The sequence below is a fragment of the Nocardia nova genome, from assembly GCF_002933465.1.
Taxonomy (GTDB): domain Bacteria; phylum Actinomycetota; class Actinomycetes; order Mycobacteriales; family Mycobacteriaceae; genus Nocardia; species Nocardia nova_B.
In genome coordinates, this window is record NZ_PSZE01000066.1 from 1 (window position 1) to 5,111 (window position 5,111).

The window sequence follows — 5,111 nt, forward strand, 5'->3', positions numbered from 1 at the left end:
ATGCCGATCTGGGGTGCGGCGATGCCCATGCCCTTGGCGAAGGGGTGCACGCGGGCGGTGTCTGCGACGACTTGTTCGCCGCCATGGACCGCGTCGCCCGCGTGCACCCCTTCGCCAAGGGCATGGGCATCGCCGCACCCCAGATCGGCATCGACCGCTGCGCGGCCGTGGTCCGTCCCGCCGACACCGCCGCCCCGGAGATCGTGCTGCTCAACCCCCGCGTCATCGACCAGTCCGACGACACCGACGAACAGTACGAAGGCTGCCTGAGCTTCTTCGACGTGCGCGGACTGGTACCCCGGCCCCTGCACATCACAGTCGAAACCACCACGCTCACCGGCGAACTCATCACCACCGACTACCACCACGGCCTGGCCCGGCTGGTGTACCACGAACTCGACCATCTCGACGGCGCGTTGTACACCGCCCGCATGCGCCCCGGCATCAAGCCGATACCCGTCGAGGAGTACCGGCTCAGCGGGCAGAACTGGACCTACGAGCAGTGACATTTTCCGAGGGCGAACATCGGAGTCCAGGCTCTAGTCTCTACAAGTCAAATTCTAAAGTCTTGTGTAAATTGTTGCGTTGCTTGCGTTTTCGGCTCGGATAACTGTCACCTGCTCTGCGGGCATGTCAGACTGACGCCGATGTCGGGATTCACGCGTATACCTACCATGGTCGCTGTCGAGGTGATGGGCGACCGCCGATCTCGATGTGATCTAGCTTGCACATGGAGGGCCTGGTGGCGAGTGTCGGTGGCACTGTCCATTTTCATTGACGGGCTGTCCGTGGGCGAGTCGACCCATCCGTGCTCACCATGCATGAACATCCTTGAAATGGCACCACCCGTGGGACTCAGGCCACCTCGTCTTCGATTAGTCCGTATGGTGGCTGGTCTGCTCGTCGGGAGAAGCGGACGACTACGTCGTCGTCGGTTGAGGTCGGTGGGGCGTTGTCGACCACAAGGATTTGAGCGCCTTCGCCCGGCCCTGTCAGCCAGTCGTGGAGGTGCTTGTAGAAGTCCGCAACAGCGACGCTGTCGGCGAACTCGGCGTCACGGTCGCCGCTTTGGCCGAGGTTCTTCTGGGGGCTGTCGATCATGAGGAAACCGGGGTGGGCGCTGCCGGTCTCCCAGGCGATCTCGAAGATGGCCAAAATCCAGGCCAGAGAGATCAAGGTGCGCGCACCTGATGAGGTGTGGATGTAGCTCGCACCTCGCATGTGGGGGACGAGGTTGTGGTCGATGAAGGCTTGTTCGAGTTTGGGGTACCGCCAGGAGGTAAGGATCCCCGCGTACCGTTCGCTGATGCGGTGGATGACGTCGTTGCGGTCGGGTTGCACTGTGGCTTGTTCCAGTTCCCTGCGGAGGGCGTTGAGGGCGGTTTCGAGTCGTGTGACTGCTGCGGCGCGGCGGTCGAGGCTGTCGAGCATCTTGATCGCGGTTCGTGCCCGTTCCAGGTTGGCGGCCGCGGCCTGTTGCTGGCGCATCAGGTCATCGCGTTGACTGAGGAAAGGGCTGACGGCCTTGTTAGTGGCCGCATCGACTGCGCGCGCGAGTTCGGCCTCGGCGGTATCGGCTACCTCGGCGGCGGTCCGCAGCCGACCTAGCTCCGCGTCGAGTTCCTCGACGTATTGAGTGATTTCCGCCAGACGGCTCTTCGTTGCCCTCAGTTCCGACGAGACATCGAACTTAGCCTCCGTCATGGCACGGTCAGAGCTGGTGAGGGCTGCCCGGATGTTCCCGTTTTGGGCGCGGCCCGGTTCGACTTGTTCGGTTTGCTGCGTCGTGACTTCGGAGGTGCACAGCGTGCAGTGGCCGTCGGAGATGTGGGGCGCTTCCCGCAGAGTGGTCAGGCACGCCGGACACACCTTTACCTGGAGGGGGTCGAACAGCATCCGCGCTTCGGCGAGCATCGTGAGTTTGGTGATGTCGTCCGCGTATTGAGCGCGTAGGGGGATGAACCTGCGCAGCTGTGTCTCGCGGTCGCGGAGCAAGGCAGCGGCTTGTTGGGCGCGGCGCGCGGCGTCGCGGTGCCTTGAACGCAACTCCGTAGCGAAACTGGAGGCTGCACGGATCTGGTTGTCCAGATCGTTGAGCCCGCGAATCGTTGCTGCGAACGCCCTCTCGGCTTCGTCGCGGGTCAGTTCGAGTTGGATACGTGTACCAAGCTCTTGCTCATCGAGGAAGGCCTGGCTCGTGTCGTACTCGTTGCGCGCGCGACTCAGCCTCGTTTCCAGTTCCTTAACGCGGCGGCCGAGTTCGATGGCTTTGTCGTCGTGGACCCCGAACACCACGTCCACAACCTGACGTAGCTTGAACCGTTTCATGTGAGCGCTTTTCTCGAACAGAAGGTTCTTGTCATCGAGGCGTTCGTTGGGCATGTAACACAGCCACAGCAGGTCTCGGATGCTGAGTGGGTCGGTGTCGGAATCTGCCTGTGTGGGCGCTTCCCGCAGCTCTACTCCCTCGAGGCCGCAGTAGGAAAGCAGCAGGCTGGACAGACTCTGTGGATCGCCAGCGGGTTTGATTACCCGCTTTTCCATCGGCGGGGTTTCGATCTCGCCAAGGCGACCCGGCCGGACGAAGGCAGCGGTCGAGGCTTCGCCCACAGCGCGCTCGATGACGTGCGGCTGGCCGCCGAGTTCTACCTCCAGCAGTGCAGACCTGACTTTGCGCAGGATTTCCGGGTGCTGTGGGTGACTTCCGGCGCCAAGACAATAGGCGATGAACTCCAGTACAGAGGACTTGCCCGTACTGAACGCTCCAGCAATCACTGAAAGGGACTTCGGGCCTCCCACCTCTTTGTCCTGGAAGTCGACCTCGTAGTCCCGATCAATGCCTTTCAGGCGAAGTCGTAGCACCCGGATACCTTGCCTCTGGCCCTGTCCCAGACGTGTGCCGGAGGTTGGCTCTGCATCGACCTCTGCCGGTACGGGCTTGGTGGAGTCGGTCTCTGCCGGCTCTTCTGTTGCGCTCATGTGGCCTGTCCGTCGACAGAGTTTGACGCTGCCGTGCTCTCGAGCCACGGCTCGATCGGTCGGCGATCTTGCAACAGATCGACGGCGTCGAGGAGGTTGAGCGCCTCGGGTCGCGGGCCGTCGGCTCCAACCGTGGTCCATGCACGGATTGCTTCACGGAGGCGCTTGTCGCTCAAGCGGGCCAGCTTGCGGATGAGGAGGTCCGCCGACAAGCGGTAAGACCGCGCATAGACGGCAGTGAACCTCCCTGCGAGGTCCAGCCCGGCCGGAGTGATCCGGTATAGGACGCTCTTGTCAACGGTGGGCGCGACCAAACCGTAGGCGATGAGCAACGCCAGATCATGCTGGAGACGTTCTCGGCGGGTGGTGAAGCGGTGCGCCGGACTCGCATAGCTCAATGCGCGACCATCGAAGCCAGCCATCAGCAGGCGCTTGCGGTCGATGTCGTCCTCATCGGTGAGCACGAGAAGAGGGTTGGCGACCAAAAAGTCGTAACAGCCCAACCGTTCCAACGAGATACCAGGCTGTCGCAGACGCTGCAACGCCGCGAGCAGGAGAAGCAACTGCGCCAGACGGAAGACGACGTCGTCCTCGGGCACGACGACCGGTGCGGAATCTCTGGCATCTTCGGCGAGAACATGAGGTGTCTTCATGACGTCTCCGTCGCAGATGGTTTGGACGCGCTGGTGGTGTCATCGAGTAGTTGCGCCTCGTGGGCCCGCCCGTGTTCATCGGCGACCTGACGCCAGTGCCTTACCCAGCCTGCTCTGCGGTTGTCGACCACACGGTGCATCAATCCGCAGGTGTGTACAGGACCGCCTGGGAGACCAGCTCCCAGAGCCGCGTGCTGCGCCCGGATTTCGCCCATCACCGACTTGTGCAAACCAGGCAGACGCGCGCCTTCGTGGGCTTGGCATGCCTCGTTGAAGTGGTCCTCCCACAGACTGTGCACTACGGTGTCGGCCGATGCGAGCGCAGCGACTTCGACGGGAACCCCCTTGTCCACAACCTCCCGCGCCATGAGTTCGGCGTTGAAGAACTGTTGCTTGGACGACGTGACTTCAACGTGGCCAGCTTCCCGCAGTTGGCGGACGAACAGCGCCGTTTCCAACCTGTCGGCGTCCTCGTCGGCAAGGCCAACGACCTCAGCTCCAGGCCGTGCCGCCTGGACTGGCTCGTAGTAATGTCTGCGCACCGCACCGGCATCAGGAGAGATCAGCAAGCTACGCAACTCCGTCTCATCCCAGAGCTCGACCACGATCTGGAACTCGCGCTCCTGCTTCTTCTTCCACCGGTCCCACCAGCTGGTGGTGGGAGCGTCCATGCTCGACGGGACGCACAGGATCCACTGCGTCAGCGTGAAGCCCTCCTTCGCGGCGTTTTTGACAACCGAGTCGAAGGAATCGCGGATCTTTGCTTGGTGGCTTTTGGTAACTTCCGGGAAAAAGTACTTCGACTGCCATACGGTCACCGCGCCGCCGAGGTCGCCGACGAAGACATCGATGCCCCAATCGCCAGGATTCGCCGCGACCACCCTGGGCACCACCACTCCTGGTCGGACCGCTCGTACCAGCTGGCCGATCATTTCCTCGAAGTCCTGCCTGGCACCATGCGCGTTGGCTCGTACCTGATGCGCGGCGAAGTTGATGCGTGCCTCGCCAGCAGGCACTCCCGCGGCCGATGATTCCGACACGAGGGCAGTGTCTTGCGACATCGTCAACCACATCCCCCTGGTTAGTAATCAGACGGCTCGGCTGAGAGTGTGCCGTTCGTCAAACCCATCGACGGATCAGTACAGCACGTTACCGACGATCACCACCATGAAATCGGAACCTGTACGGCATGATCACGGTGCACCGCGCCGGTAGCGGGGATCGTGCGTGGATCCGTCAGAGATCTGCTTGTGTTCCGCCGAACGGTGGGTTTGCGTCCGTCCGCCGACATGTGGCGATATCAGGTGCGTCACGATGTCGATGGCATACGCGACAGGGCGCCGGCTTTTCCCGGTCAAGTCCAATTGTGTGGTGTATCGGGGTGATTGCCGCGTGATCCTGTTTGGTCAGGCGGTCAGTGCTGGAGTGGTGGTTTCCTCCTGTTCGGTGGGTTCGGTAAGGCCGCGGGAGCGGGCCAGC

General features: G+C 62.5%; 4 protein-coding genes. 1 reads left to right on the forward strand and 3 read right to left on the reverse strand.

Translation table 11 applies throughout. The features are described 5' to 3' along the window. Positions 1–506 (forward strand): peptide deformylase (locus C5E41_RS32635; protein ID WP_181063535.1); only part of this gene is annotated, 506 nt, incomplete at its 5' end. A 349-nt stretch (positions 507–855) separates the two neighbouring features. Here C5E41_RS32635 and C5E41_RS32640 read toward each other — a convergent pair. The 3 genes from C5E41_RS32640 to C5E41_RS32650 are packed head-to-tail and all read right to left on the reverse strand — an operon-like array spanning position 856 to position 4,672. After that, a complete protein-coding gene (locus C5E41_RS32640; protein WP_219823314.1) occupies positions 856–2,979 on the reverse strand; it encodes a hypothetical protein in 2,124 nt (707 codons plus the stop codon). Continuing rightward, positions 2,976–3,632: an ABC-three component system middle component 2 gene (locus C5E41_RS32645; RefSeq protein WP_146097783.1), complete on the reverse strand. Its 657-nt coding sequence runs from the start codon at positions 3,630–3,632 to the stop codon at positions 2,976–2,978. The genes C5E41_RS32640 and C5E41_RS32645 overlap by 4 nt, the downstream gene beginning before the upstream one ends. Continuing rightward, on the reverse strand, positions 3,629–4,672 hold the full coding sequence (locus tag C5E41_RS32650; RefSeq protein WP_181063536.1) for a serine/threonine protein kinase: 1,044 nt from the start codon (positions 4,670–4,672) through the stop codon (positions 3,629–3,631). Before C5E41_RS32650 ends, C5E41_RS32645 begins: the two co-directional genes overlap by 4 nt. Between the last annotated feature and the right edge of the window lie 439 nt (positions 4,673–5,111).

Coding starts and splice junctions, on each gene's coding strand:
- C5E41_RS32640 (WP_219823314.1), bottom strand. CDS start 2,979: ATGAGCGCAACAGAAGAGCCGGCAGAGACCGACTCCACCAAGCCCGTA.
- C5E41_RS32645 (WP_146097783.1), bottom strand. CDS start 3,632: ATGAAGACACCTCATGTTCTCGCCGAAGATGCCAGAGATTCCGCACCG.